A 26380-nucleotide genomic window follows, 5' to 3' on the forward strand; every position below is an offset into this window, starting at 1 on the left:
GGGAGGGCAGGGGTGCTCGTCCTTGAGTTGTCGAAAGCCCCACTTGAAATGTCGAAGGGATAACGCCTCTGGCGTGGTGCGAAGCAAAACTTTCGGCCAGTGTAATCATGCAACCAATTGCATTTGAATCGGTTTTAGGGACATTGCCGTGGCGGTGGCGCCGCATCGCGTCCCCCATGCGGAATTTTCAATGAATATCCAGACAAATCCTGCCCATATCGAAAAGTCCAGCGCCGGCTTTCCGGTCATCACCGAAGAGCCGATACGCTCCAATTTCCTGCCCGAAGAGCGGCTGCGCGCGCTGGGCGAAAGCCTCGCCAAGGGCGACGTCAAGGACCTGTTCGGCCTGACGCCGTTCGATTTCCAGGCCCGCATCCGCGACAGCGCCAAGAAAATCCTCGAAGTCTACCGCTCGACCAATGCCGCCCAGGCCAAGGGCGAAACCATCACGCCTGCCGCGCAATGGCTGCTCGACAACAATTATCTCGTCGAGGAGACCATTTTTCAGGTGAAGCGCGACCTGCCGCGCCGTTTCTACCGGCAGTTGCCGACCCTGGAAGTGGCCGATCGCGCCGCGGTGCCGCGCGCGCTGGCCTTGGCCTGGAGCTATGTTGCCCATTCCGACAGTTCGGTTTCGGCGACCATGTTCAAATCCATCGTCGAGGGTTTTCAGTCGGTCGAGCCGCTCAAGATCGGCGAATTGTGGGCGCTGCCGTCGCTGCTGCGCTTCGTTTTGATCGAGAATCTGCGCCGCATCGCCGTGCGCGTCGACCGCACCAGGCAGATGCGCCATATCGCCAACGAGGTCGCCGACCGCGTGCTGGCGACCGACGACAATGCAGACCGCCGGAAGATCCTGTCGGGCTACGGCGCGCATGCGCAGGACACCACCTTCGCCACCCAGTTGCTCTACCGCCTGCGCGACGGCTCGCAGAATGCCGGCAGGGCGCTGGAATGGCTGGAGGTCGAGCTCGAGAAAACCGGCTCCGACGCCGAGGAAATCATCATTTCCGAGCATCGCACGCTGTCCAGCGGCAATGTCACCACCGGCAACATCATCCGCGGCCTGCGCCTCATCAACGACGTCGACTGGACGGTGTGGTTCGAGGGCGTCAGCCGCATCGACACGCTGTTGCGCGAGCGCACCGATTTCGCCGCGCTCGATTTCTTTTCGCGCGACCAGTACCGCACGTCGATCGAGCAACTGGCACGCCGCTCCGACCTGTCCGAATTCCGTGTCGCCGAAAAGGCCATCGAGCTGGCCAGCCATGTTCCCGGGGTCACCGATGCCTCCGGCGTGCCGGATGCATCAGCCGATCCGGCCATGCATACCGATGTCGGCTTCTTCCTGGTCGGCCCGCGCCGGCCGGATCTGGAAAAGGCGATCGGCTATCGGCCGCCCTTCCATGTGACCTTCAAGCGCGCCTTCACCGCCACGGGCTGGCTCGGCATCGTTGTGCCGGTCTTCCTGCTGACGGTGCTGCTGCTGGTTGTCTCTGGCAATGCGCTTGCCCATCTCGGCCTGTCGGTGGAATCCATCACGCTGATGCTGGCGCTGTTTGCGGTGCCTGCCAGCGAAGGCGCGCTCGCCTTCTTCAACACCGTTGTTTCACTGTTCCTGAAGCCGACGCGGCTCGTCGGCTATGATTACAAGCACGGCATTCCGGCGGCATCACGCACCTTGGTCGTGGTGCCGTCGCTGATCGGCTCGCGCGATGATGTCGAGGAAAACATCCGCAACATCGAGGTGCATCACCTCGCCAACACGGCAGAAGAAATCCATTTCGCGCTGCTGTCCGACTGGCCGGATTCCAAGACCGAGATCGACGCCGCCGACATCGAGATCCTGCAATATGCGCGCGACGAGATCGCCAGGCTCAACGCCCGTTATCACTCGGAAGGCGCGCCGCGTTTCTATATCCTGCATCGCCGCCGGCTCTACAACCAGGCGCAGGGCGCCTGGATGGGCTGGGAGCGCAAGCGCGGCAAGCTGCATGAGCTGAACCTTCTCTTGCGCGGCGACAGCGACACCACCTTCCTGCCGCTCGACGTGCCGCTGCCGGAAAAGGTCGTCTATGTCATGACGCTCGACGCCGACACGCGCACCACGCGCGACGCCGTGTCGTCACTGGTCGGCAAGCTCGCCCATCCGCTCAACCGCCCGCATTTCGACGCGACAAAGCGCGTCGTTACCGCCGGCTACACCATTCTGCAGCCGCGCATCACAGCCTCGCTCACCAGCGGCGACGACGCTTCTTTCTTCCAGCGCGTCTTCTCGTCCAACAGCGGTCTCGATCCTTACGTCTTTGCCGTCTCGGATCTCTACCAGGACGTCTTCAGCGACGGCTCCTTCACCGGCAAGGGCCTTTATCACGTCGACGCTTTCGAGGCGGCGCTGCAGGGCCGCATCGAGGAAAACACCGTCCTCAGCCACGATCTGCTCGAAGGTGCGCTGGCGCGCGCAGCACTTGTCACCGACGTCGAACTGGTCGAGGACTATCCTACCCGCTACTCGGTCGACGCCTCGCGCCACCACCGCTGGGCGCGCGGCGACTGGCAGCTGCTGCGCTTCATCTTCTCGCCGCGTTCCGGCGTGCCGGCGCTGTCGCGCTGGAAGATGGTCGACAATCTGCGCCGCTCGCTGACCCCGATCTTCTGGGTGATGGCGGCGATCGCCGGCTGGACGCTACTGCCCTTCACGCAGGCCGCGCAGTGGCAGGCGCTGCTGATCCTGTCGCTGTTCATGGCGCCGACCTTCGATGTCGTCAACGCCATCCTGCCCAAGAGCGGCGACCAGACGCCGCGCGGCCATTTCTCCGCACTGGCGCACGACACCGTCTTCGGCACGGCCCTTGTGGCGCTGAAAGTGCTGTTGATGGCGCACAATGCCTGGATGATGGGCGACGCCATCGTGCGCACGCTCTACCGCCTGTTCGTCAGCCGCCAGAACCTGCTGGAATGGCGCACCGCGTCGCAGGCGCACAAGGGCGGCGACAACGATATCGGCTCCTATTACAGCATGATGTATGGCGCCGTGATCATCGGCGTCGTCGGTCTCGCTATCCCCGTGCTGGCCGATTCCACCGGTGCCTTCGTCGCCTTCTTCTTCGCTCTGTTCTGGATCGGTTCGCCGGCGGTTGCCTGCTGGATCAGCCGCTCGGCCGAGACCGAGGACCGCCTGCGCATATCGCAGGCCGACATCCACGCGCTACGCACCGTGGCGCGCCGCACCTGGCATTATTTCGAAACCTTCGTCACGGCCGAGCACCACAATCTGCCGCCCGACAATTTCCAGGAAAGCCCGGCGCCGGTTGTGGCGCCGCGGACGTCGCCGACCAATATCGGCGTCTACCTGCTGTCGGTGGTGTCGGCACGCGATTTCGGCTGGATTGCGCTCTCCGATGCCATCACCCGCATCGACGCCACGATGACGACCATCGAGAGCATGCCGCGCAACCGCGGCCACCTCTTCAACTGGTACGACACCACGACGCTCAAGCCGCTCTATCCGCTCTACATCTCGGCCGTCGACAGCGGCAATCTCGCCGGACATCTGGTCGCGGTGGCGGCGGCCTGTGCGGAGTGGGCGGAAGCCCCGTCCGTTCACCTGCAGGGCGATTTCGAAGGCGTCCTCGACACGGTGAGCATCCTCGACGAGAGCCTCGAGGAATTGCCTGACGACCGCCGGCAACTGCGGCCGTTGCGCCAGCGTCTGGCCGACCGCCTCGACGGCATGCGGCGCGCCGTCATGACCATCAAGGCGCAGCCGGAGATGGCCTCGATCCGCACGATTAACCTGGCCGTGCTTGCCGGCGAGATCCGCAAGCTCGCCACCGCCATCCACACCGAGGCCGGATCGCAGCGGAGCGACATTATCGCCGACTGGGCGGCACGGCTGGAAGCGACCTGCGAGGCGCATGTGCATGACTCGCACAGCGACGAAAACGCCGTCGAAGCCTTGCGCGCCAAGCTGCTGGCGCTGCGCGAACGCTGCCGCCGCTATGCCTTCGAGATGGATTTCTCTTTCCTGATGCGTCAGGAGCGCAAACTGCTGTCAATCGGCTACCGGGTCGAGGAGCATCAGCTCGATGAGAGCTGCTACGATCTGCTCGCCTCCGAGGCGCGGCTGACCAGCCTGTTCGCCATCGCCAAGGGTGACCTGCCCACGGAGCATTGGTTCCGGCTTGGAAGGCCGATCGTCGAGATCGGCTTCCAGGGTGCGCTGATGTCCTGGTCGGGCTCGATGTTCGAGTATCTGATGCCGCCTTTGGTGATGAAGGAGCCGCAGGGATCGATCCTCAACCAGACCAGCAAGCTGATCATCAAGCGCCAGATCCAGTACGCGCGTTCGAAGAACGTGCCCTGGGGTATTTCGGAAGCGGCCTACAATGCCCGCGACCGCGAACTGACCTACCAGTATACCAATTTCGGCGTGCCCGGACTTGGTCTCAAGCGCGGCCTTGGCCAGAACACGGTGATCGCGCCTTACGCCACGATCCTCGCGGCGCAGTTCACACCGCGCGAATCCGTCCAGAATCTGGCCAGGCTGCGCTCCATCGGCGCTCTCGGCCGGCATGGCTTTTATGACGCCGTCGACTTCACGCCGCAGCGCGTGCCGGAAGGCACCGACCATGCCGTTGTCCTGAACTACATGGCGCATCACTCCGGCATGTCGATCGCCGCCGTTGCCGACGCCATCTTCGAGGGCAGGCTGCGCGACCGCTTCCACAGCGATCCGGTGATCGAGTCTGCCGAACTCCTGCTTCAGGAGAGGGCGCCGCGCGACATCCCGACCGCCACGGTCAGGACCGAAGCCGACGAGCGCTCGAAGGACGAGACCGAGGTCGAGAGCCCGGATTCGCGCATCGTCCTCGACCCGCTGAGGGCGTTGCGCGCCACCAGCGTCATGTCCAATGGCCGCTACTCCGTCATGGTCTCGGCCACCGGTTCCGGTTACAGCCGCTGGGGCGAACTCGCCGTCACCCGTTGGCAGCCCGACCCGACCGAAGACCGGCTCGGCTCCTACATCTTCCTGCGCGACGCCGGCAGCGGCGACTGGTGGTCGGCCACCGCGGAGCCGAAGCAGGCGACCGGCGAGAGAGTGCAGACGCTGTTTTCCGACGACAAGGCGAGCTTCGTCAAAACAGTGGGCTCGCTGCGTTCGGAGGTCGAATGCATCGTCATCTCGGAAGGCAATGGCGAGGGACGGCGCGTCACGCTCTACAACGACGGCGCCACTGACCGGCATATCGAGGTGACCTCCTTTGCCGAGCTGGTCCTGGGCAACGAAGCCTCCGACAATGCCCATCCTGCGTTCTCGAAAATGTTTATCGAGACCGAGATCGCTGCCAATAACGGCGCCATCTTTGCCACCAGGCGCAAGCGCGAGAAGAACGAGCCTGACGTCACCATGGTGCATTTCGTCACCGATCCGTCCGGGTCGGCGCGCGATGCCGAGGCCGAAACCGACCGCCGTGCCTTCATCGGCCGTGGCCGTACCATCGCGGAAGCGGCGGCCTTCGATCCCGGCGCCAAGCTTGGCGGTCACCACGGCTTCACCCTCGATCCGGTAGCGGCCCTGCGCCGCCAGGTGCGGGTGCCGGCCAACAAGAAGATATCGCTGACCTTCTGGACCGCCGTCGGCGCCAACCGCGCCGAACTGGACGACGCCATCGCCAGGCTCGACCATCCCGAAAGTTTTGCTCGCCAGGCGATGCTTGCCTGGACGCGTTCGCAGGTGCAGACCCGCCATCTTGGTCTCAGCCTGACCGACGCCGCCAACGTGCAGAAGCTGGCGCGCTTCCTGATCTATCCCGATCCGTTCCTGCGCCTGCCCGGCGAATCCATCGCTTCGGGGCTGGGCAAGCAGTCCAGCCTGTGGCCGACCAGCATTTCGGGCGATTTCCCGATCTTCCTGGTCCGCATCGGCGACGTGGCCGACCTCGAAATTGTCGCCCAGGCGCTGCGCTTCCAGGAGTATATGCGCGCCCGCGGCATGATGATCGACTTCGTGGTCGTCAACGAGCAGGCATCGTCCTATGTCCAGGACCTGCAGCGCGCGGTCGAGACGCTGTGCGAAAACAGCCGCCTGCGCGGCAAGGAACTCGGGCCGCGCCAGCACATCTTCGCCGTGCGCCGCGACCTGATGGACGAGGCGACGTACAAGACGCTGCTGGCGGTTGCCCGCGTGGTTCTGCACACGCGCAACGGCACCATCTTCGACCAGATCGAACGCGCCGAGGCGGCAGCCTTGCAAGCACGCGATGCCCTGCAGCCGGTGGCCCCCGCGTCGCTGCGCGAGCCGTCTCTGCCGGTGCCGGCGGCGCCTGCATACCATGCCGCGTCCGACAGCAGCGCCGACGGCAGCGGCCTCAGCCAATGGAACGGCTTTGGCGGTTTCGAAGGCGATGGCCGTCACTATGTCACGCGTCTCACCGGCCGGCGCACGACGCCGCAGCCCTGGATCAACGTCGTCTCGAACGCCTCGTTCGGCTTCCATGTCTCGGCCGAAGGCGCTGCCTTCACCTGGAGCCGCAACAGCCGCGATTACCAACTGACGCCATGGTCGAACGACCCGGTCACCAACCGGCCGGGCGAGGGCATCTACATCTACGATCAGGCCAGCGGCAAGGCATTCTCGCCGCTGGCTGCCGTGGTCCGCGATCCCTCGATGACCTATGAGACATGGCACGGCCAGGGCTTCTCGACCTTCCGGTCCAAACGCGGCCCGCTGTCGATGGATCTGACGCACGTCGTCGATCCCGTCGATCCAGTGAAGATCACGCGGCTGCGCATCCAGAACTCGGGCTCGGCGCCGGCGCGGCTGCGCGTCTACGCCTATGCCGAATGGGTTCTCGGCAGCCATCGCTCGAGCACGGCTGCGACCATCATCCCGTCCAGGGATCCAGCGACCGGCGCGCTTCTGGCGCAAAACCCCTACGGTCTCGATTTCGGCGACCGGGTGGCCTTCCTGGCCGCCACCGGTCCGGTGCATTCGGTGACAGCCGATCGTGGCGAGTTCATCGGTAGGCACGGCACCAGCGCCTTCCCGCACGCTGTCGTCAGCGGCGCCGGCCTGTCGGGCCGCGTCGAGGCCGGCGACGATCCGTGCGCAGCTGTCGCCAGCGACATCGACATCCCTGCCGGCGGCGACGTCACGCTGGTCTGGCTGGTTGGCGACGCCGCTACATCAGCCGAGGCGAGCGCGTTGGTGCAGACCCATTCGGGCAAGGATTTCGACCAGCGGCTGGCCGACAATGAACGCGTCTGGCGCGGCTTCCTCGACACCATCCAGGTCGAGACGCCCGACAAGGCGCTCGACGCCATGGTCAATCACTGGCTGCCCTATCAGAGCCTGGCCTGCCGCATCCGCGCCCGCTCGGCCTTTTATCAGGCAAGCGGCGCCTTCGGCTTCCGCGACCAGCTGCAGGACACGCTGGCCCTGCTTGCGCATGATCCGAAACTGGCGCGCGACCAGATCCTCAATGCGGCGCGCCGGCAGTTCCCCGAAGGCGATGTCCAGCATTGGTGGTTGCCGCGCACCGACGCCGGCGTGCGCACCATGATCTCCGACGATGTGGTCTGGCTGGCGCATGCCACCAATCGCTACATCGAGGTGACCGGCGATACAGGGATCCTGAAGGAGCAGCTGCCTTTCATCGACGGGCAGGTGCTGGGCGAGGGCGAGCACGACGCCTTCTTCACGCCGGAAATCTCCAAGACGAACGCTTCGCTCTACGACCATTGCGCGCGCGCGCTCGACCTTGCGGTCAAGCGCAGCAGCCCGGCAGGGCTGCCGCTGATCCTCGGCGGCGACTGGAACGACGGCATGAACCGCGTCGGCGAAGCCGGCAAGGGGGAGAGTGTCTGGCTCGGCTGGTTCCTTTTGAAGACGCTGGGCGACTTTACCACCGTGGCCAAGGGGCAGGGCGACACCAAGCGGGCGCAGGCCTGGACAAATCACGCCGATGTGCTGAAGCGGGCGCTGGAAAGCACCGCCTGGGACGGCCAGTGGTATCGCCGCGGCAGCTACGATGACGGCACGCCGCTTGGCTCGCACAATTCGGACGAGTGCAAGATCGACTCCATCGCGCAGTCGTGGAGCGTGCTCTCCGGCGAGGGCGACCCCGCGCGCTCGACCACGGCGATGCAGCAGGCGACGAACCTGCTGGTCGACGACAAGCTCAAGATCGTCAAACTGTTTACCCCGGCCTTCCAGAACACGAGAAAGGACCCTGGTTACATCAAGAGTTATCCGCCGGGCGTGCGCGAGAACGGCGGCCAGTACACCCATGCGGCGACCTGGTTTGTCATCGCGCTCGCTGAAATGGGCCGCACCGACGATGCCTATCGCTGCTTCTCGATGCTGAACCCGGTCAACCATGCGCTCGACGATGCATCGGCCGAGCATTACCGCGTCGAGCCGTACGTCGTCGCCGCCGACATCTATTCCGGTGAGGGCAAGGGCGGTCGCGGCGGCTGGACCTGGTATACGGGCTCAGCGGGATGGCTTTACCGTGCTGCGGTCGAAGGAATTCTGGGCATTGAGCGGCGGGGCAAGCAGATCACGTTCCGGCCGAAACTGCCCAGCCATTGGGACGGCTATTCTGCCACGTTGAAGATGCTGGGGTCGGAGATCAAGGTTCGCGTCATCCGCGACAAAAAGGCCAAATCCATCTCGCTCGAAGTCAATGGAACCAAGACAAAGTCTTCCGGTTTTCAGCCGAAGGCCGGCGACAAGACCGAGGTGGTCGTCAAGATACCCGCGTAAAATCAAAGGCTTCAGATTGTTGACGCGCGCCTTTCGAGGCGCGCGTTTTCTACTTCGGCATGCTCCTGGCGCAGAACGGCGTGCCTTCCCGGATACCGGCGGTCCAAGCGTGCAGTGACTAAAAATGTGGCAGCGCCAGCTGCTGCCATGATTTTGCCGCAAGACTGACATTTCACCTTTTATCTCAAACCGTTAGGTGATCACGGCAGATTTCGCAACGTCGTCATCTTTTGTTCGCAGAATGGGAACGGAAGAGGTAGACGGGCATTGTTTTGCGACCCGTTAACCGGTACGTGTAAAGAAATGGTGCGGTGCACAATAATGTTTTGGGCGGAGTAGCTGAAGTGTCACTTCTGCAAATCTACTGGAGAGCGCTGGGTTATCTCGCAGCCGACAGGAAGCGCGTTGCGTTTATCTGCGGTGCGAATGTCGCGCTTGCCATTATCGCCATCCTCGAGCCGATCATGTTCGGCCGGGTGATCGACGCCATCTCCGATAAGGGTTCGGTGTTTTCGACGCTGGCGCTGTGGGCCGGTCTCGGCGCCTTTAACATCGTCGCCTTCGTGCTGGTGGCGCGCGGCGCCGACCGTTTTGCCCACAAGCGGCGCAGCGAGGTGCTGTGCCAGTCGTTCGAGCGCGTGATCACCATGCCGCTCGCCTGGCACCACCAGCGCGGCACCTCCAACGCGCTGCACACGTTGCTGCGCGCCGTCGAGACGCTGTTCAGCCTGTGGCTTGAATTCATGCGCCAGCATCTGTCGACGGCGGTTGCGCTGGCTCTGCTGATCCCGACCGCAATAAGCATGGATCTGCGCATGTCGCTGGTGCTTATGGCGCTGGGCGTTCTCTATGTCGGCATCGGCCGGCTTGTGATGAAGCGCACCAAGGCAGGCCAGGCCGCCGTCGAGCGCCACTATCATCAGGTGTTCGCGCATGTGACCGATTCGGTCAGCAACGTCGCCGTGCTGCAGAGCTACAATCGTCTCGGCCACGAGGCCGATACGCTGCGCCGCTATGTCAAGAACCTGCTCGACGCCCAGAACCCGGTGCTCGACTGGTGGGCGATGGCCAATGCGTTGCACCGCCTGTCGTCGACCATTTCGATGATGGTTGTGCTTTTGATCGGCGCCTATCTGGTCACCCATGGCCAGCTCAAGATCGGCGACGTCATCGCCTTCACCGGCTTTGCCACGCTGCTGATTGCCCGCCTCGACCAGATGTCGGCTTTCGCCAACCAGATTTCGGAAGCCCGCGCCAAGCTCGAGGACTTCTATCACCTCGAGGATTCGGCCGCCGACTCCGCCGAGCCGGACGGCTTGCGCGACCTCACCAACGTCACCGGCCACGTCCGCTTCGAGAATGTCGGCTTCGAGTTTGCCAATTCGAGGCAGGGCGTCGACGACGTCTCCTTCGAGGTCCAGGCCGGGCAGACGGTTGCCATCGTCGGCCCGACCGGCGCCGGCAAGACGACGCTGATCAACCTCTTGCAGCGCGTCTTCTCGCCGTCTCATGGCCGTATCCTGATCGACGGCATCGACACCCGCACGGTGACCCGCAAGTCGCTGCGTCATTCGATCGCCACCGTCTTCCAGGATGCCGGCCTGCTCAACCGCTCGATCGAGGACAACATCCGCGTCGGTCGTGCCGAGGCGACTTATGACGAGGTTCACGCCGCCGCCAATGCGGCTGCCGCGCAGGATTTCATCCTTGCCAAGAGCGCCGGCTATGACACCGTCGTTGGCGAGCGCGGCGGCCAGCTTTCAGGCGGCGAGCGTCAGCGCATCGCCATTGCCCGCGCCGTGCTCAAGGACGCACCGATCCTGGTGCTCGACGAGGCAACGAGCGCGCTCGATGTCGAGACCGAGGACCGCGTCAAGGAAGCCATCGACGAACTGAGGCGCAACCGCACCACCTTCATCATCGCCCACCGCCTGACCACCGTCCGCGACGCCGACCTGGTCGTGTTCATGGACAAGGGCAAGGTGGTCGAGATGGGCGGCTTCGCCGAACTGTCGCTGCGCAATGGCCGTTTCGCCAGCCTGCTGCGCGCCGGCGGCCTGCTCAACGACGAGGAAGTCCGCCGCCTCAGCCGCACCGTGAATATCGAAGCGGCGTAGCTTTTTTACCTCCCCCTTGTGGGGAGGTCGGACCCGTAGGGTCCGGGTGGGGGTAGTGCCCCACCACCCCCACCCCGCTGCTTCGCAGCGACCCTCCCCACGAGGGGGAGGGTAAATAAGACTGCGACACTCCCTCGATTGCCCCGAACGCGCCGCCGGTCTATCTAGACCTTATGAGCGATACCTCCTCACGCCTCGCCGGCTGGACCGACCTCGCCAACCCCACGCGCTTTGTCGGGCTGGCCGATAGGCTGGTGCCGTGGCTGGCGTCGATCGCCGCGATCCTGCTCGCCATCGGTCTCTATATGAGCTTTGCCGCGCCTGAGGATTTCCAGCAGGGCATCACGGTGCGCATCATGTATATCCACGTGCCTTTCGCCTGGCTCGCCATGATGTGCTACACGGTGATGGCCGTCGCCGCGCTCGGCACGCTGGTCTGGCGCCATCCCTTGGCCGATGTCGCGCTGAAGTCGGCAGCCCCGATCGGCGCCACCTTCACCGCGCTTGCGCTGGTCACCGGCTCGATCTGGGGCAAGCCGATGTGGGGCACCTGGTGGGTCTGGGACGCCCGCCTGACCTCGGTCTTCATCCTGTTCCTGATGTATCTCGGCATCATCGCGCTGACGCGTGCACTGGATGACGCCAGCCGCGCCGCCTGGGCCGCCGCCATCATCACGCTCGTCGGCTTCATCAACATCCCGATCATCAAATTCTCGGTCGACTGGTGGAACACGCTGCACCAGCCGGCCTCGGTGTTCCGGCTCGGCGGGCCGACGATCGATCCCAGCCTGCTATGGCCGCTGCTGGTGATGGCGCTCGGCTTCACCGTGCTGTTCTTCGCGCTGCATTTGACGGCGATGCGCACCGAGATCCGCCGCCGGCGGGTCATTGCCATGCGGCGCATCGCGGCGCGGCAGGCAGAGCAACGCGACTAGGCGGTTCTCTTTTCCGGCACTCGAATGACAACCGAAACAGCAGCCTTTGCCTGCCTCCGTCTAAATTAGAGTATGCTGCTATGTTGCTGCATAGCAACGAGGATTCCTGAAAGAGTGCCCTGACTGCGTCTGCTTATTGACAGCTCCAACCGCAGGCGAGCAAGTAGCTGGAAGGCTACGAGGGAATCGACGATGAAACTGCTTCTACTAGCTGGTGTGTCGACAACGGCATTGGTGCTTGGCTGGAGTTCGGCCTACGCCGCCGACGCGATCGTCGACGTTCCGAGGGCAGAGGATCTCTGGTACGTCACGCTCTTCGGCGGCGCCAGTTTCCCGAACCATGTGAAAACGGACTACAATGGTACTGGGTATTCAGTCGATCTTGATACCGGGTTCGTAATCGGCGGCGCTGTCGGTCGGCGCATCAACGATGTGTTTCGTGTCGAAGGCGAACTGTCCTACGCGCGCTACAAGGCAAGCGAATACAGCTACACGGGCGTCGGCAACTATCCGGCTTCCGGCAATCTGTCGGCCACCTATCTTCTCGCCAACGTCTGGGCCGATGTTGCGCATTTTGGTGATGCCAAACTCTATGTCGGCGGCGGTCTCGGCGCGGCGTATGTTACCGCCGATACTCACTTTGATGGCCACGCCTATGGATACGGGCCTGGCGGCTGGGGTTTCGCCGGCCAGGTGGGCGCCGGTGTTACCTATGCGGTAACGCAGAATGTCGACCTCGATTTCGGTTACCGCTTTAAGGCCGTGACAAGCGTGGATCTAGACGACAATGATGGCGGCGGCACATACGAGAACGCCAAATTGTACTCCCACAATCTCCAGCTTGGCGTTACCCTGAAGTTCTGATTGGTTCGTCGCAGGCCGCGACCGGGATTTGACGGATGCCGCTCTTGCCACGCCGGCAACCCCTGGGCCTGCCGGCAATGATCCCAGCCTCGCTGCCGACCGCCGGTGAGCCGGCGGAAAAGACATTGCAGCGCGGCATCGACCTGCAACGGCGCAAGCGTTTTCGCGAGGCCGAGTTCTGCTACCAGACGGTGCTTCGCACGCAGCCCAAAAATGCCATGGCGCTGAACCTGATGGGCACGCTCGCCATCGAGGCCGAGCATCATGACGCCGCCATTGCCTATATGGAAAGGGCGGTCAAGCTCGAACCGGACAACGCCATCTTCCGCAACAATCTCGGCAATGCCTACAATGTCACCGGCAACGTCGACAAGGCGCGCAGACATCTGAGAAAGGCGATCGAGCTCGACGGAGGGCTCATCGAAGCGCTGTGCAATCTCGGCCGCTCCTACCGCAGCCAGCTCGAGGGCGACATTGCCGAAGGGTTCTATCGCCAGGCGCTGGCTATCGACGGCCAGTCGGTGATGGCACTTGCCGGTATGGGCGATTTGCTCACCGACATTGGCCTTCCGGCCGAGGCGGTCGAATGCTTCAGCAAGGCCCTTGCCATCGACCCGGGCCATGTCGAGGCGCTGGCTGGAATGGCGCTTGCGCGCCGGGCGGTCAAGGACGATCCGACGTTGCCTTTGGTGCTGAAACGCCTGGAATTGCCGACAACCACCGATCGCGAGCGGGTAGTGCTGCACCACGCCGCCGGCAAGATGCTCAATGATCAGCGCGAGTATAGCCCGGCCATCCGCCATTTCGCGAGGGCCAAGGCGATTTCCGGCAATGATTTCGACATCGACCGGCACACCCAGCTTTACGACAGCTTCATCGACACTTTCGACGCCGGCTTCTTCGAGGCGCGAGCCAATTTGGGAAATCCATCCAGACGCCCGGTCTTCATCGTCGGCATGCCACGGTCGGGAACGACGCTGACCGAGCAGATATGCGCCAGTCATCGCGATATCCATGGCGCCGGGGAGTTGTCGACCATTCGTTCACTTGCCGGCGAACTTGGGTTCGACAAGCTCGACCCAGCCATTTTCACCAAGGCCATGGCGGCGCTCACTGCAGCCAAGGCCAAGGAGCTTGGATCGAAATATCTCGACGATCTCAAAAAGCGCAACAACACGGTGCGGCTTGTCGTCGACAAGATGCCGCACAATTTCGAGCTGCTGGCCTTCATCAGCCTGATCTTGCCGAATGCCCGCATCATCCATTGCCGGCGTGACCCGATGGACAATTGCGCGTCCTGTTTCATGCATAATTTTTCCGAGGCGCACGGCTATAATGCCGATCTGACCAAGCTTGGGCAGTATTACCGGCAGTATGACCGCCTGATGCGCCATTGGGCCAAGGTCATCCCGCTGGATATCCACGACATGCCCTACGAAGAAACGGTCGCCGATTTCGAAAATCGCGCCCGCGGATTGATCGGATTCCTCGGCATCGAGTGGGACGATGCCTGCCTGCGTTTCAACGAGACCGAGCGCACCGTGCGGACGCCGAGCCGCTGGCAGGTGCGCCAGCCGATCTATTCATCCTCGGTCGAGCGCTGGAAGCTGTATGGCGACGCGCTGGATCCGCTGAAGGCGGCGCTGGGTCCGGTTTATCGGTCCTGATTTCAGTTGGCCCGAACAACCTCGCGCTCGACGCGCGCTGGCGTAGATTAGACCTGAGTTGCATCGTGCTTTGGGGCCAAATGAAAGCCGAATGCTTTCATGACCGCCAGTGTGGTTTCCAGCGTAGGATTACCGTTTTCGCTGAGCGAGGTATAAAGATGCTCGCGAGCCAAGCCGGTCTTTCTGGCAATGTTGCTCATCCCCTTGGCGCGGGCAACGACACCGAGGGCGGACGCGACGAATTTGGCGTCTCCGGTTTCCATTGCCTCTGCCAGAAACGCCTCGATTGCCGTATCGGAATCGAGCATTTCGGCGGGATCGAAATCATAGATTTTTTCAACCATTGTCGTCCCTCCATTCTACGGCCAGGCGCTTGCTGTCCGTATGTCGGTTTCTTGTGAACTTTTATCCCCGCCGCACAGGAGCAGGATGACCGTTTCACCGCGCTTGTGAAATAAACGCGATAGCCGGGCCCACAGTGAATGCGCAATTCACTGATGCCTTCACCCACTGGGGCCACGTCGCCGGGATTTCCTACAATCAAACGTTGCAGCCGAACGGCAATTGCCGCCTTGGCTCTTCCGTCTTTCAGCTTTTGGTGCCACCTCCGAAAGGTGGCTGTCTGCTTCAGGATTGCCATGGTGGCTAGTAAGTTATAAATTACAATTCGTCAATGTCGAAATAGGGCGAGCCTCCAAAACGAAAAGCCTCACCCCATCCGCCCACGCGCTTCCACCTTCAGCGTTTCCAGCACCTTGTCACCGTCGATCAGATGCACCTGGTCGAACAGGTTGGTCACGACGCAGCAATGATCAGGCACCACGCGCACGCGCTCGCCAATGCGAAGCTTCGCACCATTTCCAAGCGTGACCGTGCCATGTTCCTCGCTCAAGCTGGTGACGCGGGCGCCGGGCATGCCGAGCAGCTCGCCAAAATCGGCGAGCCCCAGCGTGTCGCTGGACAGCGCCTTGCTGCCGCTGTCGAGGATGGCGCGGGCCGGCGTCGGATGGCTGACCACGGTGGCGAGCACCGTCAGCGCACAATCGTCGAGCGTGCCGACGCCTTTGGCGACCTGGTAGCGGTCGAGGTAGATGTAGGTGCCGGGGCGGTATTCGGTCACCACGCTGTCCTCGCCCGAGCGCCACATGTCAGGCGTGCCGCCGCTGGAGATGCGTTCACAGGCGAGACCCGAGGCCGCGAGCGTTTGTTTGGCGCCGGCCAGCCACGATTCAGCCTCGGCGGCGCGGCCGGCCGCGGGATAGGTCATCAGCCCGCCGAAGGTGAGCCCCTTGGCTTGGTCGATCAACTTCGCCAGTGCCAGCGCCTCGGCGGCGCTCTGCACGCCGCAACGGCCCATGCCGGTGTCGCATTCGACCAGGACGGGCAGGGGGTGCCCGGTGTCGGTGAAGGTGGCGGCGAGCCCCTCCAGCGTTTCGAGGCTGTCGGCCGTCACTGACAGTGTCACGCGGCCATGCAGCGCCTTGAGGCGCTCCAGCTTGGCGCGGCCAAGGATGTTGTAGGGCAGGAAAATATCGGTCAGCCCGGCATCGGCCATCACTTCGGCCTCGCCGATCTTCTGGCAGGTGATGCCGACCGCGCCGGCCGCCATCTGCTTCTTCGCCCAATAAGGCAGTTTGTGCGTCTTGATGTGCGGCCTGAGTTTCAGCCCGTGGCGGTCGGCATGCGCCTGCGCTCGTGTGATGTTGGCTTCGGCGCGGGCCGCGTCGATGAGGATCGCCGGCGTGTCGAGGTCGTCTATGCCTTGCATGAATGTCACCCTGGGAAATCTGGCTGGACTTATGGCCCCGATCCGCATGGATGTCATGGGGCCAGCATGCAGTTTGCGTCGACACCGCAGCGCTGTTCGGCTATGCGCTTCAGATAACTCCAGGGAACGCGACGCGAAGGGATCACGATCATGAAACGCTCCACCGTCAACGACATCATCCGCGATGCAGACGCCTTCATCCGCTCGTTCGGCTACATCATGCCGCCCTTCGCCTACTGGAGCCCGGAAGAGATGAAGGCGCGCAAGGCCGACTCCGCCGCCATTTTCACCTCGCGGCTCGGTTGGGACATCACCGATTACGGCCAGGAAAAATTCGACGAACTCGGCCTGTTCCTGTTCACCGTTCGCAACGGCGTCTACGCCGACATGAAGAAGGGCATGGGCATGCTCTATGCCGAGAAGATCATGATCTCGCGCAAGGATCAGCTGTCGCCGATGCACCGCCACAACATCAAGGCCGAGGACATCATCAACCGCGGCGGCGGGAAGCTGGTGCTCGAACTGTTCATGCACGATCGCGACGGCGGCATCGATCCGAAGGCCGAAGTGTCGGTGCCGGTCGACGGCACCATCCACAGGCTGCCGGCAGGCGGGCTGCTGAAGCTCGACCCGGGCCAGAGCGTGACGCTGATGCCCGGCGTCTGGCACGCCTTCTGGGCCGAGGGCAAGGATGTGTTGATCGGCGAGGTCTCGACCGTCAATGACGACCTTACCGACAACGTCTTCCGCGAGCCGATCGGCCGCTTCTCCAACATCGACGAGGACGTCGCCCCGGTGCACCTGCTGGTGTCCGACTACGAGAAGTGGGTGGGGTAGGCGAGAGGCACTCCATATCCATCGGCTGGTGCTGCCCCTCATCTGCCTGCCGGCATCTTCTCCCCGTATAGTGACGGGGAGAAGGGGCTGACCGCAAACCTCGGCGTCCATTCTGCCGAGCTGGCAAAATCCTCGGCAACAGCCTCTTTCTCCCCGTCACTACGGGGCGAAATGCCCGGCAGGGCAATGAGGGGCGGCGCCGACGGTTGGACTCACCCATCGCAGCAGTGGGCCCCTCTTTCTACCGCTGGTACTTATCCGCCTTGCGCGTCCCCAGCAAAAGCTTGCGCTCAAGCTGTGCCCGCAGCTCGCCATAATAGGCGGTGAGGAAGGCCCTGGAATCGACCGGCTCGATTGTCATGCCGATTTTGCGCCCGATCGTCTCGGCCACGGCTTTCAGGGCGAAATAGTCGTCGCGGCGCAGCACCTCTTCCAGCTTGTGCAGTTCGGCGATGCCATAGGCATCGAGCTGCGCCTGGGTGAAGCGGAAGGCGCGGGTGGTGGTGTCCTGGCGTTGCGACAGGTCTTCGACCAGCGCCAGTTTCGGCGCCTCGACCACCCAGGTTCCGGCCAACAGGTCGCCGACGCGCATGCGGTCGCGGTTGAACAGCGGGAAGAGCGCAAACAACAGCGTCCACACCAGTCCGAAGATCGTCGTCAGCGTGTCGGCGAGCCCCATCTCGCTGCGGCCGAGGATGATCGACAACGGCAGGAAGATCTCGATCTCGCGCATCAGGTTGCGGGCAATGACCTGATCGACTGACAGGCCGGCGCCGCTGCGCGACGCCACCCGGATGCCAAGCATCCGCTTGCCGGGCGTGGCGGCGCGGCGGCCGGCTTCGAAGACGATGAAATAGGCGTTGCGCAGGAAGAAGATCAGGATGATCCAGACGATGAACAGCGGCTGCGCGCCTTCGCCTTTGAGGCCGGCCAGCCCGAACAGCGCGACGATCGAGATCACGATCGCCGTGACGATGATGATGACAAAGTCGAGCAGGAAGGCGGCGGCGCGAGTGCCGGCATCGGCGAGCTTGATCCGGAGATCGACCCCTTCCGGCGTGATCAGCGGCCGTATCGTCGAGACGGCAGCACGCCTAGCGGTCGCCATGCCACACCACCCTGAACACATAGAAATAACAGAGCCACAGCGTCAGCATGCCGCCGCCAATGGCGTAGCGTGTCACGTCGCTGGTGATCACCTGCCTGCCGATGCCTTCGAGCAGGCCGGCAAACAAAAGCATGATCGTCACCCCGACCATGGTGGTTGCGGCCACGCGCCCGGCATCGGCTGCCGCCGTCATCCGCGTCAGTTCGCCGGGGAAGGCGATGCGCGTGCCGATGCGCATGCCGGCGGCGCCCGCCAAGGCGATCGCGAAGATCTCGGTGGTGCCATGGATGGACAGCCATCCGCCCAACTCCAGGCCGAGCCCCTTGGCGACGTAGATCTGGAACATCGCGCCAAGCAGGCAGCCATTCATCAGGATCAAGAGCACGCTCGGCACCGCGAAGGCAAAGCCGAGCGCGAAGGCCAGGATCGCCACCTGGACATTGTGCGTGAACAGATAGGCGGCGAAGCCCGACAGGAAATTGCTGTCGGCGCCGTCATAAAGCACCTGTCGCAGGACTTCGACTGAGGCATCCGGGTTGCGCCCGCCGGCCAGGCTCGGCGGAATGATGGCGTCGAACCAGCCCTTGTCTTTGGCCACCAGCCAGTAGCCGGCGCCGGCGCCGACAAAGGTCAGGACGACCGACAGCAAGGTCTCGCGCCACAAATCGCGAATGGCATGCGGCCAGTCATGCAGAAAGAAATCGCCGATGCGCTGCCGCAAGCCGCGACGCGCGCCATAGAGGTAGAAGTAGCCGCGCAGACACAGCGCTTCGAGATAGCTGACCAGCGCATTGTCGAGCGACGTCGCCCGCGCCACCGAAAGCGAGGACAGCGCCGAGCGGTAGAGCAGCGGCAGCGACAAAAGCTCGTCTTCCGACAGCGTGCGCGGCGCACGTTTCTCGACCCGGGCAAGCAGCGCCTCGAACGCCTTCCAGTCGGCCTCGCGCTCCGAACGGAAGCTCGCCAGCGACTGGCGCACCGCATCCTTGCCGACCAGCGCGTTCACAACAGATCCTCTCGCTTGAGTTCGAGATAGCGCTCGACCAGTGCCGGCCCGAGCCTCTGATGGTCGGCTTCGATGACATGCGCGCCGAGCAGCCTGAGCCTGCCGATGACGACCTGCCTTTCGCGCAGCAGCCCGCCGGCGACAACCGAGCGCGCCACATCCTCCGGTGCGTCCGGCGGCATGTCGGCCAGTGTCTCCAGTTCGACATCCTTCATCATCATGAACAGCACCAGATGCCGTTCGGTGAGCCGGCCGACCGTGCGCAGCATCAGTTCGGCGCTGATCGGATCGACGAAGTCGGTGAAGATGATCACCAGCGAACGCCGGTCGAGCCGCGCCGCCAGCGTCGTCAGCGCCAAAGTGAAATTGGTCTCTTCGGTGGAATAGTCGATTTCCGCGGCCCGCTTCTGGATCATGGCGAAGCTGGCGGAGCCGCGCACGGCGCCGCTGGAGACGCGCGGCCGCGCATCGAAGCCGAACAGGGAGACCATGTCGCCGCCCTTCAGCGCAATGAACGCCGACAGCAAGGCGGCGGTGACCGCGCGGTCGACCTTCGGCACGCCGTCGACGGGCTCGCACATCAGCCGGCCGCTATCGATGGCCAGCACGATGTTGTTGTTCTCCTCGATACGGAATTCGCGCGCCAGAAGCCTGCCGTGGCGGGCGCTGCGCTTCCAGTCGATCATGCGCCGGCCCATGCCGGGCTGGTAGTCCTTGAGCGCCTCGAATTCGCGGCCCTGGCCGGCGCGGCGCTGCGCATGTCCGTCGGGCAGCGCCTGGCGCTGCAGAAGCGTGATCGCCTCGTCGCGGGCGCTGCTGACATCGGGCAGCACCGCGACTTGGCTCGCCATCGGCAGCACCACCTGGTTCCAGACCAGCCCGAACGGCCCGCGCCAGCGCACCCACAGGCGATCGAACCTGGCAATGCCGCGCCGCAGCGCCTGAAATCTGAGATCGAGCGATGCGCTGCCGGCCTCGGCGGTCGATGCGCCGCCGGTGCCGCCCACCGGTTGCAGCCGCTCGTCATGGCCAAGACGCGCCTGCACGGCGCGCGGCCGTCCGCCGAGCCTGGCGGTGACATTGACGGTGAGCTGGCCGCCGACGCTGACCTGCGGCGGGGCATGGATGCTGGCGTTCAGAGAAGCCCGTCCGCGCCCGGCGGCCGCGTCCACGGCCAGGAAAGCAAGCAGCGCGCAGATCCACAACAGGCCGAGATACCACATCGACGGCAGCGCGAGCGCGATCAGGAAGGCCGGTATTGCACCGGCCGCACCTGCCCAGACTGCCCGGCCGCTCGGATAAATCAACGTGGCGCTTCCGTCTGGTCTACAAGGTCGGTCACGATCTGTTCGACCAGGCGGCCGTCGATCTGCGCCGCCGGCGACAGGATAACGCGATGGCGCAGCGCCGGCACGGCAAGCGCCTTGACGTCGTCGGGGATGACATAGGCACGCCCGTCGAGCGCTGCCCGAGCCCGTGCGGCTCTCGCCAGCATGGCGCCCGCGCGCGGGCTGGCGCCGACCTCGAGGTCGGGGCTTTCGCGCGTGGCCCGCACCAGCCTGGCGATATAGTCGACGACATCATCGACCAGCGTAACCTCGCCGACGGTCGCCAACGCCTTTTCCAGCGTCTTGCGGTCGGCCTGGGCCTTGATGCCGTACTGCTTGATGTCGTGCGAGGCGGTGCCGCCGCCATGGTGGATGATGATCGCCTTTTCCTCTTCCGGGCCGGGGTAGCTCACCCGGTGCTTGAACAGGAAACGGTCGAGCTGGGCTTCGGGCAGGGGATAGACGCCCTGGTGCTCGATTGGGTTCTGCGTCGCGACCACCATGAAGTTCGGGCCGAGCGCATGGGTGGTGCCGTCGAAGGTGACGGCATGCTCCTGCATCGCCTCCAGCAGGGCTGCCTGGGTCTTCGGCGGCGTGCGGTTGATCTCGTCGGCGAGCAAAAGGTCGCAGAAGATCGGGCCGCGCGTCAGCGTGAACTGCCCGGTCTGGAAATTGTAGATGTTGGAACCGACGATATCGCCGGGCATCAGGTCGGGCGTGAACTGGATCCGGCCATAGGCGACGCCCAGCGCCTGGGCAAAGCAGCGCGCCGTCATCGTCTTGGCCGTGCCCGGCGGTCCTTCGAGCAATATATGCCCGCCGGCGAACAATGCCGTGAGCATCAGATCGACCGTATCGTGTTGCCCGGTGATGGCCTTGGCCACCTCTTCCCTGATCTGTGTCGCCAGGGCCTTCACATCATCGACGTTCACCGAGCCTCCTTGCCGTCCAGTCGTGCAGCTTTTCGGCTGCATCATGCATTTGTGTCAGGGTCTTTGCCGCGTTCGCAGCTTGCAGGCGGGTCGTGAAACCGCCGGCTTCGTCCTTGTCGCGGGAATCGAGCCAGCGGTCGAGCGCTTCGCCCTGCAAACCGTGCGGCGCGCCGAGCAGCGCGCCGGCGCGCACGCGTGCCAGTGCTCCATAGCGGTCGCCCAGTTCCTCCAGCCGGCCGGCGCGGCGCAACAGCATCGCCGTGGTGTCGACCAGCGCGCGTTTGCCGAAGGCGATGGCGCGCTGATCGGCCCGTGGCGGCCCGAACCGGCCAAGGCCATGCAGGAAGGCAAGTGCCGCGGCCGCCAGGATGGTCAGCGTCAGCGCCAGGAAAGGCGGTTCGACCAGAAGCTTGGCGAGGTCGTATTTTCGCCCCGCGCCATGCAGCGTCAGGTCGAACATGACGGCACCCTCTTCGGGTTGCAGGAGCTCGATCAGCTTGAGCGCCGCCGCCGCCTTGTCGGGATCTTTCAAGCCAGCGTTATTGATGAGATCGGGGTCCGTCAGAATGTAGAACCGCTCGTCTTCCACCTCGGTCAGCACGGCCTTGCCGTTGCCGGTGCCAATCAGCGGGTGTTCGTCGGCCACCCATTGCAACTGGTCGGGAACGCTGACCATTTGCCCTGAGACGTCGAGTTGCTTGACCGTGGTCTCACCTTCGCCGAGCTTGGCCTTGGCGATCCGGGCGAGCCAATCGTTGACCACGACGTCCGGCAGCCGCTGGATCTTCATCTCCCAGCCTTCGTGCAGGGCCAGCGGCAAGGTCGCCCATTTGGGCAGAACGAACAGCGTATCCAGGCCCTTGCGAAGCTTGATGATGTTGGCAAGCGCATCCGGGTCGCTGTCGGGTGAAATGGTGACGATCAGCAGCAGTTCGGTCTCGAGATCGCTGTCGGACCGCGCCATATCGGGCGCTTCGCCGGTCAGCTTCAGCCATTGCGCCAGACCGGCATAGCCGATGCCGCTCTTCGACAGCGGCGTTGCGCCACCGACGCTCGGCTGGCGAAAGTCGGGCGCATAAGTGGACAAAAGGAAGAAGCCTGCGGCCGCGAGCAGGCTGGCGAAAATGCCCCAGAACAGCGCCCTGCGGCTGAACGGTTCCTGCTGGGCGATGTCGGCTGTCGCGTCACTCACGTCCAGGCATCCCTGAAGACGAATCGCTCATAGGCGCTGCGCGCCTCCTGCCAGCCCTCGGGCCCGACCGGCCGGCGCGCGAACAGAGCGGCCTCGACGATGCGCGCGATCTGGGTAAAGGCGCCACGCGCCCGCATTGGCAGCGACGCCGCTCCCGCGATATCGCGCGCGGTCAGCGACGGGCGCAGAAAGTCGGGCAGGCGGCCGGCAATGTCGGCAACGCTGCGGCGCAGCAGGAGATGCACCGCCTCGTCATACTCGCCCCGGGCGGCGAGCGCATCGGCTTCCGACAACAGGACCTGCGCGGCGCCAACGTCGGGGTGCCATGTCGCTTCCGCCTCGGTCACGCTCTTTTTGCGCCACCAGGGCAGGCGCCAGGCGACGCCTTTCACTTCAAGGAAAATCAGCATGAGGATGATCGCGGCACCTGTGATCACCGCTCCCCAGAACAGGTAGATCATATAGGGGCCGAGCCACTTGAGGAACTCGCCCAGCGGCTTCAGCCACTCCGGCGTCTCCGGCGGCCTGAAGGCCGGCAGGTCGAACTGGATCGAATCGTCCGACAGCAACTGCTTGTGCAGTTTGGCCAGCCATTCGGCTTGCGCAGCGTCCGGCTGTGCAGCAGTCACCTTCTCGCCCCCATGAACCTGCGGTTCCCGAGCCGACACTGGCAATGCAGCGTAACTTTTGCAAGTGGGCTAGACGCCAGTCGTTAATCTTGGCAAATTTACTACTGCGGCTGCCGGACAATATTCGGCGGTGGAACAGGGGGCGCATCATGACTTCGGCAACATTTGCACGGCCTGAGAAATTTCAGATCGGCAGGGTCTTCAACAACAGCTTCTCCGTCATCGGCCGCAACGTCGTACTTTTCGTGGGGCTTTCGGTGCTGTTTGCGGGGGTGCCGGCAGTTATTCTTCGGCTATGGACCGAATCGCGCATGCAGGCGCTCCTGACGGCCAATCCCGGCGCTGCGGCCGACCCCGCCCTGGTGTTTAGCAACATTTGGGTGACGCTCCCGGCCAGTTTCATTGCCTCCCTTTTCGTATTGGTGCTGCAGTCGGCGCTCGTGCGAGCCACAATCGAGGATTTGAACGGCAAGCGGCCGACCTTGGGCGATTGCCTGCAGATAGCCATCCGATATTTTCTGCCGACATTGGCGATCGGCCTGCTCGTCGGCCTGGGCGCAGGCCTAGCCGCGCTTGCGTTGCTGGTGCCCGGCATCATCTTGTGGCTGGGCTGGTCGGTTGCGATACCGGTTCAGATCCAGGAGCGGCTCGGCGTGTTCGGCTCGATGTCGCGCAGCCGCGCCCTGACCAAGGGCAGCCGCTGGTCGCTCTTCGGCTTGTTCCTTGTCCTGATCATCATCGGCATGGTCATCCAGGGCGCGGTGGGCGTGTTTGTCTACCTGTTTCACGACATTGTCGCTACTGTCGTGGCGGCACTGGTGCAGAGCGTGATGTCGATGTTGCTGTCGGTCGCCGCCGCCGTCAGCTATGTCGAGCTGCGCCAGGTCAGGGAAGGCACCAGCATCGACGAACTGGCCGAGATTTTCTCGTAAGCCGACGGGTTTGCACCGCCTTGACCCGGTCAGGTCAAGGCGGGTGCCAGGGCAGGAGGCATCGTGACGTCACTGGCGCAGGACCGACCGGAAAAATTCCGCATCGGCAGGGTCTTCAGCAACAGCTTCGCGGTTATTGGCCGCAATCTGGGTTTCCTTGCTGTGGTTGTCGGACTTTTCTCGACACTGCCCGCACTGCTGTACAACCTCTGGAACCTGTCCCGGGTGGCTACATCTGTGAACGTCGACAGCGCCGGGAACGCCGCCGCTTTCGAAACGTCGGCTATGGGAGACTACTCGGCCTTGTCGATAATCGCTTCCTTGATCATTTTCGTGCTGACCTTGTTGGTGCAAGCGGCGCTTGTCAGGGCGGCGATCGAGGATTTGAACGGCAAGCGGCCGGTCATCGGCGACTGCCTCCAGATAGCATTGCGCAGCTTCTTGCCCACGCTGGGCATAGGCATTCTGGTCATTGTCACTGTGGTGGTGGCTGTTTTTGTGATGGTTTTCATCGCCTGGGTCATCCCCCCTATCGGCTGGCTGATCGGGCTTGCCCTGGCGTTGATCCCAGCTTTTATGTGGCTGATTTCCGTGTCGGTTTCCGTGCCCATTGCGGTTCAGGAGCGGCTTGGCGTATTCGGCTCGATATCGCGTAGCCGTGCCCTGACGAAGGGCAGCCGCTGGTCGATATTCTGGCTGCTGCTGATCATCGGCGTGGCGGCGATGCTCATCCAGGCGGTGTTCACTTTGTTTTTCGGACTGGCGGTCGCCACCACCGGCGGCATTGCCGGCGTCGGTGTCCTGGTCGGAGCGCTCGGCAGCACTCTGGTGTCGACGATCTTTTCGACGATGCTGTCGGTGACCATTGCCGTCACCTATGACGAACTGCGCCAGGTCAAGGAAGGCACCAGCGTCGACGAACTGGCGGAGATTTTCTCGTAGGAGGCGAAAGCTGACTCGGCTGGTCGGACGGCGGGATCTCAGTGACAACAAGCGTGTTTCGCCTGCACGCTCGTCCGTGCTCCTTCCAGGTGAGGTTATAAAAAGGCCCGGCGGCATAGGCGATGCCCCAATGCACGAAGGCGCAATCAGGATCTGTCTCCAGCGCCTTCTCGAAGCACTTTATGCCTTCCTCATGGTTGAAGCCGTAGCACCAGTTCAGCCCGATATCGAACCAGCGCTGCGTCTCGGCCGAGGTGGTGGAATGGGGTGGCGATAGGTGCCGAGGTCGAAATGATCCATGCCTGATTCGCTCTGAGCCGAGAGTCGGTCAGGCGCAATCTGTGCCAAAATTCTTGCGCATGGCAAATGGCATTCGGCTGGCGTGGTCCTCCGAACCTCCCAGCCGTTTTCGTTCTGGAAAGGATCACCCCTCCAGCCACACCTTCTCAAAATGCTGCTCCAGCGACTGGTGCTGTTCGCAGCCCTGCACGCCTTTGCGATAGGTGCGGTAGACCGAGCGCCAGTAGGGCTGGATGATGATGCCGGCATCGCGCAGATTCTGCTCGACCCTGGCCATGATCTCCTTGCGCTGGGCGGCGTCCGGCGTTGCCAGCGCCTTGTCGAGAAGCGTGTCGAATTCCTTGTCGGCATAGGCGCTTTCGTTCCAGGCGGCGCCCGATTTGTAGGCGAGCGCCAACACCTGGACGCCGAGCGGGCGGCCCAGCCATTCGGTTGTGGAGAAGGGGTATTTGCTCCAGTCGTTCCAGAAGGTCGCGGCGGGCAGCACGGTTCGCTTGATCTTCAGGCCGGCCTCACGCATCTGCGCGGCGATCGCATCGCCGGTGCTCTTTTGCCATTCGACGTCGACCGAGATCAGCTCGAATTCGTGGTCCGTCTTGCCGGCCTCGGCGAGTAATTTCTTGGCCTGTTCCGTGTCGCGCTTGGCCGGGCCGATATCGGCAAATTCCGGGTGCATCGGGCCGACATGGTGATTGTCGGCAGGCTTCCCGCGGCCGCCGAGGCCGAGCGCCAGCACGGCCGAATTGTCGACCGCAAGCTGGGCGGCGCGGCGCACCTTGACGTCGTCATAGGGCGCGTTGCCGACATTGAAGCGGGCAACGATAGTCGAGCCGGTGGCGATCTCGGAATTCAACAAGCCCATTTGCTCGGTCTGCGACACGGCGTCGGACGCGGTCTCGTGGTCGGTGTCGACTTCGCCGGATTCGAAGGCCGACAGCATCGCATTGGGATCGGAGCCGTAGTCGACCCATTTGATGCCCTCGAGGTAGAAGTCGCCCTTCCACCAGGGCTTGTCCTTGCGCTTCACCTCAGCACTGGTCTCGGCATTCCAGC

The 26380-nt window shown here is 63.6% G+C and carries 18 protein-coding genes and 1 pseudogene; 8 read left to right on the forward strand and 11 right to left on the reverse strand.

The window, feature by feature from the left end; genetic code table 11:
• Nucleotides 1-190 precede the first annotated feature (190 nt).
• From NKH38_RS13000 to NKH38_RS13020, 5 genes are all read left to right on the forward strand, one after another.
• Nucleotides 191-8770, forward strand: coding sequence for a glycoside hydrolase family 94 protein (locus NKH38_RS13000; RefSeq protein WP_352764597.1), 8580 nt, complete (start codon nt 191-193; stop codon nt 8768-8770).
• Between the two features lie 344 nt (nt 8771-9114).
• On the forward strand, nt 9115-10887 hold the full coding sequence (locus tag NKH38_RS13005; RefSeq protein WP_023672897.1) for a glucan ABC transporter ATP-binding protein/ permease: 1773 nt from the start codon (nt 9115-9117) through the stop codon (nt 10885-10887).
• 173 nt (nt 10888-11060) lie between these two features.
• Nucleotides 11061-11822 (forward strand): heme ABC transporter permease, encoded by a 762-nt coding sequence (locus NKH38_RS13010; RefSeq protein WP_023715243.1) that lies wholly within the window; start codon nt 11061-11063, stop codon nt 11820-11822.
• A 192-nt stretch (nt 11823-12014) separates the two neighbouring features.
• The gene (locus tag NKH38_RS13015) at nt 12015-12686 is read left to right on the forward strand and encodes an outer membrane protein (protein WP_023715244.1); all 672 of its coding nucleotides are present in this window, start codon (nt 12015-12017) and stop codon (nt 12684-12686) included.
• Nucleotides 12687-12721: 35 nt separating this feature from the next.
• Nucleotides 12722-14353 carry a tetratricopeptide repeat-containing sulfotransferase family protein gene (locus tag NKH38_RS13020; RefSeq protein ID WP_352764600.1) on the forward strand — a complete coding sequence of 544 codons (1632 nt, stop codon included), beginning with the start codon at nt 12722-12724 and terminating at the stop codon, nt 14351-14353.
• Nucleotides 14354-14400: 47 nt separating this feature from the next.
• Here the strand turns inward: NKH38_RS13020 and NKH38_RS13025 are convergent, their stop codons facing one another.
• From NKH38_RS13025 to NKH38_RS13035, 3 genes are all read right to left on the reverse strand, one after another.
• Nucleotides 14401-14661, reverse strand: a complete 261-nt coding sequence (locus NKH38_RS13025; protein ID WP_502896659.1) for an addiction module antidote protein — start codon at nt 14659-14661, stop codon at nt 14401-14403.
• Nucleotides 14550-14993: a type II toxin-antitoxin system RelE/ParE family toxin gene (locus NKH38_RS13030; protein WP_502896660.1), complete on the reverse strand. Its 444-nt coding sequence runs from the start codon at nt 14991-14993 to the stop codon at nt 14550-14552. The genes NKH38_RS13025 and NKH38_RS13030 overlap by 112 nt, the downstream gene beginning before the upstream one ends.
• A 69-nt stretch (nt 14994-15062) precedes the next feature.
• Complete coding sequence (locus NKH38_RS13035; RefSeq protein WP_352764601.1) at nt 15063-16121, reverse strand: D-TA family PLP-dependent enzyme; 1059 nt, start codon at nt 16119-16121, stop codon at nt 15063-15065.
• Between the two features lie 150 nt (nt 16122-16271).
• On the opposite strand from NKH38_RS13035, the gene NKH38_RS13040 reads away from it, so the two are divergent.
• A complete protein-coding gene (locus tag NKH38_RS13040; protein WP_352764602.1) occupies nt 16272-16958 on the forward strand; it encodes a D-lyxose/D-mannose family sugar isomerase in 687 nt (228 codons plus the stop codon).
• A gap of 241 nt (nt 16959-17199) precedes the next feature.
• Here NKH38_RS13040 and NKH38_RS13045 read toward each other — a convergent pair whose 3' ends face one another.
• The 6 genes from NKH38_RS13045 to NKH38_RS13070 are packed head-to-tail and all read right to left on the reverse strand — an operon-like array spanning nt 17200 to nt 23153.
• The gene (locus tag NKH38_RS13045) at nt 17200-18066 is read right to left on the reverse strand and encodes an RDD family protein (protein ID WP_352764605.1); all 867 of its coding nucleotides are present in this window, start codon (nt 18064-18066) and stop codon (nt 17200-17202) included.
• Entirely contained in the window at nt 18053-19072 is a 1020-nt protein-coding gene (locus tag NKH38_RS13050; protein WP_352764607.1) for a stage II sporulation protein M, read from the reverse strand. Before NKH38_RS13050 ends, NKH38_RS13045 begins: the two co-directional genes overlap by 14 nt.
• Entirely contained in the window at nt 19069-20379 is a 1311-nt protein-coding gene (locus NKH38_RS13055) for a DUF58 domain-containing protein (RefSeq protein ID WP_352764609.1), read from the reverse strand. Before NKH38_RS13055 ends, NKH38_RS13050 begins: the two co-directional genes overlap by 4 nt.
• Nucleotides 20376-21332, reverse strand: a complete 957-nt coding sequence (locus tag NKH38_RS13060; protein WP_023715251.1) for an AAA family ATPase — start codon at nt 21330-21332, stop codon at nt 20376-20378. The genes NKH38_RS13055 and NKH38_RS13060 overlap by 4 nt, the downstream gene beginning before the upstream one ends.
• Nucleotides 21319-22524, reverse strand: a complete 1206-nt coding sequence (locus NKH38_RS13065) for a DUF4350 domain-containing protein (protein WP_352764611.1) — start codon at nt 22522-22524, stop codon at nt 21319-21321. Before NKH38_RS13065 ends, NKH38_RS13060 begins: the two co-directional genes overlap by 14 nt.
• The gene (locus tag NKH38_RS13070; protein WP_352764613.1) at nt 22521-23153 is read right to left on the reverse strand and encodes a DUF4129 domain-containing protein; all 633 of its coding nucleotides are present in this window, start codon (nt 23151-23153) and stop codon (nt 22521-22523) included. Before NKH38_RS13070 ends, NKH38_RS13065 begins: the two co-directional genes overlap by 4 nt.
• 44 nt (nt 23154-23197) lie before the next feature.
• Here NKH38_RS13070 and NKH38_RS13075 point away from each other — a divergent pair, with 44 nt between their 5' ends.
• Nucleotides 23198-24085, forward strand: a complete 888-nt coding sequence (locus NKH38_RS13075; protein ID WP_245264537.1) for a hypothetical protein — start codon at nt 23198-23200, stop codon at nt 24083-24085.
• A 63-nt stretch (nt 24086-24148) separates the two neighbouring features.
• Nucleotides 24149-25027 (forward strand): hypothetical protein, encoded by an 879-nt coding sequence (locus tag NKH38_RS13080; RefSeq protein WP_352764615.1) that lies wholly within the window; start codon nt 24149-24151, stop codon nt 25025-25027.
• 67 nt (nt 25028-25094) lie between these two features.
• Here the strand turns inward: NKH38_RS13080 and NKH38_RS13085 are convergent.
• Together NKH38_RS13085 and NKH38_RS13090 are read right to left on the reverse strand one after the other, a co-directional pair.
• Nucleotides 25095-25327: pseudogene (locus tag NKH38_RS13085) on the reverse strand (hypothetical protein); the annotation flags it as partial.
• A 124-nt stretch (nt 25328-25451) separates the two neighbouring features.
• A partial coding sequence (locus NKH38_RS13090; protein ID WP_352904342.1) for an ABC transporter substrate-binding protein occupies nt 25452-26380 on the reverse strand: 929 nt, incomplete at its 5' end.

This window comes from Mesorhizobium sp. M1078, assembly GCF_040318615.1.
Lineage (GTDB): Bacteria > Pseudomonadota > Alphaproteobacteria > Rhizobiales > Rhizobiaceae > Mesorhizobium.

Coding starts and splice junctions, on each gene's coding strand:
- NKH38_RS13075 (WP_245264537.1), top strand. CDS start 23,198: ATGCAGCGTAACTTTTGCAAGTGGGCTAGACGCCAGTCGTTAATCTTG.
- NKH38_RS13030 (WP_502896660.1), bottom strand. CDS start 14,993: ATGGCAATCCTGAAGCAGACAGCCACCTTTCGGAGGTGGCACCAAAAG.
- NKH38_RS13000 (WP_352764597.1), top strand. CDS start 191: ATGAATATCCAGACAAATCCTGCCCATATCGAAAAGTCCAGCGCCGGC.
- NKH38_RS13025 (WP_502896659.1), bottom strand. CDS start 14,661: ATGCTCGATTCCGATACGGCAATCGAGGCGTTTCTGGCAGAGGCAATG.
- NKH38_RS13020 (WP_352764600.1), top strand. CDS start 12,722: ATGCCGCTCTTGCCACGCCGGCAACCCCTGGGCCTGCCGGCAATGATC.
- NKH38_RS13045 (WP_352764605.1), bottom strand. CDS start 18,066: ATGGCGACCGCTAGGCGTGCTGCCGTCTCGACGATACGGCCGCTGATC.
- NKH38_RS13035 (WP_352764601.1), bottom strand. CDS start 16,121: ATGCAAGGCATAGACGACCTCGACACGCCGGCGATCCTCATCGACGCG.
- NKH38_RS13015 (WP_023715244.1), top strand. CDS start 12,015: ATGAAACTGCTTCTACTAGCTGGTGTGTCGACAACGGCATTGGTGCTT.
- NKH38_RS13040 (WP_352764602.1), top strand. CDS start 16,272: ATGAAACGCTCCACCGTCAACGACATCATCCGCGATGCAGACGCCTTC.
- NKH38_RS13010 (WP_023715243.1), top strand. CDS start 11,061: ATGAGCGATACCTCCTCACGCCTCGCCGGCTGGACCGACCTCGCCAAC.